This window comes from Microcystis sp. LSC13-02 (assembly GCA_002282935.1).
Taxonomy (GTDB): Bacteria; Cyanobacteriota; Cyanobacteriia; order Cyanobacteriales; family Microcystaceae; genus Microcystis.
In genome coordinates this window covers 1-5193 of sequence record MTBT01000048.1, presented here as the reverse complement: position 1 = coordinate 5193, position 5193 = coordinate 1, and the positions used below count along the sequence as shown (strand labels likewise).

Here is a 5193-nt window from a genome sequence, read left to right as displayed (position 1 = left end):
AGGTGCGGAACCCCGCAAGGGAAAGAAGCAGAAACCTAAATCGTGAGGTTTGGGAATCACCGTCCGTTTACGGCGGTGAGGATGTCAACAGTTCTAACTCATGCTGATTTTGATATAATAGCCATAATTGTTTGACATCTTAAGAGAAAAAATCATGATTAGAGCGATTAAACAGAAAGGAATTGTTGGCAGAGAAGGAAAAATAGAGCTTTATTCTGCGGAACTAGAAGAAGGAACAGATGTGGATATTATTATTTTAGTATCTGATTCTGAACCCGATACAACTGAATATCTTCTTTCAACAGAAGCCAATCAGCGTGAATTATCCGAAGCTATTGACAGAATAGAAAAGAAAGAAAACTTAGTGACAATTACTGTAAAAGAATGGCGTGAAAAATATAGTATTTGATCCGAAAGCTTTTAAACAATTCAATGAATGGGCGATAGAAGACAAAAAACTCTATAAAAAAATCGTTGATTTAATTGACGACATATTGCGTCATCCCTTCTCTGGAATCGGTAAACCTGAACCCTTAAAACATCAACTCAAGGGTTATTGGTCAAGACGCATTAATGATGAACATCGCTTAGTTTATAAAATTACAGAAACAGAAATTATTATTATCAGTTGTAAATTTCATTATGACTAGGCTCAATGTAATCGCTGTCATCTTGTTGATTAAACTTTAAAATTGCCATTGCTTGGGATAGGAACGCAGAGGGCGATCACTTTTTGGGGATAAGGAGGGGCGATCGTTTTTGGGAGGAGCAATTTTTTGGGCATGGCGATCGCTTTTGGGGCAGGGGTAAGAGCGATCGCATCTCTCTTAGGGTAGAACGCTGATGGCAAAGGATGGTCAGTCAGCCCTAGATAGTCAACAGCCTACCGGGAAAAGCTAGATTTTGTAACAAGATTTAGTATTACTTAGTGCCGTGTATAGAGAAGTTGCGAATTGTTAACCCTAGCTTTGCTAGGAACACAAAACATGGTATTGTGAGCCTGAGTCCGTGAAAAACGGCAAGGTTTTCAGTTTTTTTAAACATCAGGTCGCTACATTCTACAGCTATTTTCGCTCAAAAAAACCGATTTTCTAGGCATTTCTATGACTTATCTTGTTGAACATCCTTCTACAACCTTTTATTCCTATACCGATACGGGGGTCGATCCCCTGAAAACCGCTCACGGAGTTTATATCACGGTTCACGGACATTTTTACCAACCACCGCGAGAAAATCCCTATCTAGACAGAATTGAACGGCAACCGAGCGCCCATCCCTTCCATAATTGGAATGAACGCATCCATCACGAGTGTTATCGTGCCAATGCTTTTGCGCGCATTTACAATGACCGGGGGGAAGTGATCAAAATAGTTAATAACTACGAATATCTCAGCTTTAACATTGGGGCCACCCTCATGTCATGGATGCAATCCCATGATCCCGAAGTTTACCAACGCATCCTGACAGCGGATCAAAAAAGTTGTCAACGCTTAAACGGTCATGGTAACGCCATCGCCCAGGTCTATAATCATATCATTCTGCCTCTAGCCAACAAACAGGACAAATACACCCAAATTCGTTGGGGAAAAGCCGATTTTCAGCACCGTTTCGGTCGCGATCCCGAAGGAATGTGGTTAGCGGAAACAGCCATTGATTTAGCCACAGTGACAGCTTTAATCGATGAAGGGATTAAATTCACCATTTTAGCCCCTTCCCAGGCCCTGCGCTGTCGTCCTTTCCCTAGCGACCAAGATCCCCATCCCCAATGGCACGCGGTGGCCGGAGGTCAAATCGATCCCACCCGTCCCTATCGCTGTTACATCCCCGATGGTCGTTATCTGGATATTTTCTTCTACGATGGTCCAATTTCTCGCGATATGGGCTTTAATGATGTCCTAGCCAGCAGTGATTTTCTCGTCGGTCGTCTGGGACAGGCAATTAAAGGGGATCATCGTCCTTCCCAGTTAATCAGCGTCGCTACCGATGGGGAAACCTTCGGCCACCACAAACAGGGGACAGAGAAATGTCTTAGCTATGCTTTTACGGAATCTTTCCCTAAAAACGGCTGGACAGTCACTAATTTCGCCCATTATCTCAGTATTTGCCCCCCGACTTGGGAAGTGGAATTAAAACCAGTGACTGCGTGGAGTTGCGTCCATGGCGTAGATCGTTGGCAGGATGACTGTGGTTGCGGGGGAGGGGGAAATTACCAGCAAAAATGGCGAAAACCCCTGCGGGAGTCCCTAAATTGGCTCAGAGATGAGTTAATTAAGGTATATGAGATTCAGGGACAGGAATTTTTCCGCGATCCTTGGCAGACAAGGGATGACTACATTGCAGTTATTTTAGATCGATCCCCAGACGCGATCGAACATTTCCTCGCCCTGCATCAAAGTCGCAACCTGAGTAAAAGCGAGAAAATCGATGCTTTGCGTTTGTTAGAAATGCAAAGACAGGCTTTATTGATGTTTACCAGTTGTGGCTGGTTTTTTGAGGAAATTTCTCGACCTGAAGGTACGCAAATTTTGAGATATGCTGGCCGGGCCCTGGAATTAGCTGGAGAAGTGGCAGGAATTCAATTAGAAATGAATTTCCTCAGTCGTCTAGCTTTCGCCCCCAGTAACGTTAAGTTATATCAAGATGGGGCTGATGTCTATCGACAATTGGTCACTTCTGCGCGGGTCGATTTGGAACGGGTGGCAGCCCATTACGCTATTAGTTCCCTATTTACCAATTATCCCAGTCATCATCGGATTTATTGTTACAATACCCGTCAACTAGATTATCAAAAACAAGCGATCGGGTCTTTAACTTTAGCAGTGGGACAGGTGGAATTAACCTCGGAAATTACCCAAGAAAGTGAACATTTTGTTTTTGCTGTTCTACATTTAGGAGGTTGGGATTTTTACTGCTGCATTCAACCTTTTAACGGTCGCTTAATCTATACCCATCTTAAGGAGCATCTCTTTGAATCTTTACAACAGGCCAGTGTCTCGACCATGATCGTAGAAATGGGGCGTGGATTGGGAGAAAACTTTTTTGCTTTACCCCATCTTTTTGCCGATGAAAGACACCGGATTATGCAGAAGGTGACAGCCGAAACTAAAAAACGCCTGGATCAATTATACACCCAAGTTTATCGGGATAATTACGGCATTTTAGCGGCTTTCCAACGGGATGAGCTGCCCGTACCTCAAGAGTTACAGGTAGCGGCCGATATTGCCATTTCTCACCGTTGTTTACAGGTGATTAATGCCCTAGAAAAAGATTTTGAGCAGCGGCAAGCAACGGAGAATAATCTCGATCAATTATTGGCTATTGCTAAGGAAGCCAATCATTTACACTGTCAATTAAACATTCCCGAAGCGCGTCAAACCTTAGAAAGTCTGCTCTGGCAATCTCTTGGGAAATTATTACACGATGGTGATCCTTTAACGGCGGAGGAGGATGCCCGCCTAATCACCCGTTTAATTGAAGTTAGCCAACAATTAAAGCTAGGATTATCCCTCGATCGCTCTCAGGAATTATACTATTATTACTTCCATGATCGTCTAGTTCCTAATTCTTTGCGGTCCAATTCAATAGATGCTGCCTGTCCCTGGCCGATGACGCAATTAAAATGGTTATTACTATTAGGACAGGTGTTAAAAGTTGATGTGAGTATTTGGCTGTAAAATCAGTCAAAGGGTGGGCAATGCTCACCCTTTGATTTGCCCTTGAACTCAGGTTAACCCAGAGACTAAACCCTTAGATTTATAATGGACATAATCTCTCATCGAAGATTTACATGACTATCACGCCGATTTATGCCGCCTCAGCCGGCACAGCAACCCAGTATCCCGATGCTTTTGGGCGTTTTGGACGCTACGGGGGCAAATACGTCCCGGAAACCCTGATGCCAGCCTTAAGTGAACTAGAAACGGCCTATAATCAGTATAAAGACGACCCCGATTTTCAAGAAGAATTAAATCAACTGCTCAAGGATTACGTCGGCAGACCTAGTCCCTTATATTTTGCCGAACGTCTCACCGCCCATTATGCCAAAGCTGACGGTACTGGGGCGCAAATTTACCTGAAACGGGAAGATTTAAACCATACTGGGGCCCACAAGATTAATAACGCCCTCGGTCAGGTTTTATTAGCCAAACGCATGGGTAAAAAGCGAATTATCGCCGAAACTGGGGCAGGACAGCACGGCGTGGCCACCGCTACGGTTTGCGCTCGTTTTGGTCTAGAATGCGTGATTTATATGGGAATTCACGACATGGAACGCCAGGAACTCAATGTTTTCCGCATGAGACTGCTTGGGGCGACGGTGCAACCCGTGGCCGCCGGGACAGGAACCCTGAAAGATGCCACCTCGGAAGCGATTCGCGACTGGGTAACTAATGTCGAAACCACTCACTACATCCTTGGTTCTGTGGCCGGTCCCCATCCCTATCCGATGATGGTGCGCGATTTTCATGCGGTTATCGGTCAAGAAACTCGTCAGCAAAGTCTGGAAAAATGGGGCGGTTTACCAGATATTCTCCTCGCTTGTGTGGGGGGTGGTTCTAATGCTATGGGTTTATTTCATGAGTTTGTTAAAGAAGCTTCCGTGCGTTTAATTGGTGTTGAGGCCGCCGGGGAAAGTATCGCTTCCGGAAAACACGCCGCCACCCTTACCCAAGGTCAACCGGGGGTCCTACATGGAGCAATGAGTTATTTATTACAAGATAACGAAGGTCAAGTTATCGAGGCCCACTCAATTAGTGCCGGTTTAGATTATCCCGGAGTCGGGCCAGAACATAGCTTTTTAAAAGATAGTGGTCGCGCCGAATATTACAGTGTCACTGACCGGGAAGCATTAGAAGCTTTTCAAAGAGTTTCCCGTTTAGAAGGGATTATTCCGGCCCTAGAAACTGCCCACGCTTTAGCCTATTTAGAAACTCTTTGCCCGCAAGTAACTGGTAGTCCTCGCATTGTTATTAATTTCTCTGGACGGGGTGATAAAGATGTGCAATCGGTGGCTAAATATTTATCGATGAATGGTTAACCTTTAGCCTTTTCAGTGAGCAGTTATCAGATTTGAGTATTAAGTGATCCCCCCTGCCCCTAGAAGGGTAGGGTTGATTCATTTAAATTAAGTACAGCGGATTTTGAGTCAATAAATTTGACCGAAGATTCTCAAGTTTATCTTTTTCTAATCAAAAG

The 5193-nt window shown here is 44.5% G+C and carries 5 protein-coding genes; 4 read left to right on the top strand and 1 reads right to left on the bottom strand.

What is annotated here, in order from left to right:
- Window positions 1-154: 154 nt before the first annotated feature.
- Together BGL89_RS02945 and BGL89_RS02940 are read left to right on the top strand one after the other, a co-directional pair.
- Window positions 155-409, top strand: coding sequence for a hypothetical protein (locus BGL89_RS02945; protein WP_286824359.1), 255 nt, complete (start codon window positions 155-157; stop codon window positions 407-409).
- Window positions 390-650 carry a Txe/YoeB family addiction module toxin gene (locus BGL89_RS02940; RefSeq protein WP_002735847.1) on the top strand — a complete coding sequence of 87 codons (261 nt, stop codon included), beginning with the start codon at window positions 390-392 and terminating at the stop codon, window positions 648-650. Before BGL89_RS02945 ends, BGL89_RS02940 begins: the two co-directional genes overlap by 20 nt.
- Before the next feature lie 29 nt (window positions 651-679).
- Here BGL89_RS02940 and BGL89_RS02935 read toward each other — a convergent pair whose 3' ends face one another.
- Window positions 680-850: a hypothetical protein gene (locus BGL89_RS02935; protein ID WP_286824355.1), complete on the bottom strand. Its 171-nt coding sequence runs from the start codon at window positions 848-850 to the stop codon at window positions 680-682.
- A gap of 253 nt (window positions 851-1103) precedes the next feature.
- Here BGL89_RS02935 and BGL89_RS02930 point away from each other — a divergent pair, with 253 nt between their 5' ends.
- Both BGL89_RS02930 and trpB read left to right on the top strand, forming a co-directional pair.
- Window positions 1104-3674: a DUF3536 domain-containing protein gene (locus BGL89_RS02930; protein ID WP_286824354.1), complete on the top strand. Its 2571-nt coding sequence runs from the start codon at window positions 1104-1106 to the stop codon at window positions 3672-3674.
- A 113-nt stretch (window positions 3675-3787) separates the two neighbouring features.
- Window positions 3788-5035 carry a tryptophan synthase subunit beta gene (gene trpB, locus BGL89_RS02925; protein WP_286824353.1) on the top strand — a complete coding sequence of 416 codons (1248 nt, stop codon included), beginning with the start codon at window positions 3788-3790 and terminating at the stop codon, window positions 5033-5035.
- Window positions 5036-5193 lie beyond the last annotated feature (158 nt).

What these genes read in the sequence shown, in the direction of transcription:
- trpB (WP_286824353.1), top strand. Translation starts at nt 3,788, where the DNA reads ATGACTATCACGCCGATTTATGCCGCCTCAGCCGGCACAGCAACCCAG.
- BGL89_RS02945 (WP_286824359.1), top strand. Translation starts at nt 155, where the DNA reads ATGATTAGAGCGATTAAACAGAAAGGAATTGTTGGCAGAGAAGGAAAA.
- BGL89_RS02930 (WP_286824354.1), top strand. Translation starts at nt 1,104, where the DNA reads ATGACTTATCTTGTTGAACATCCTTCTACAACCTTTTATTCCTATACC.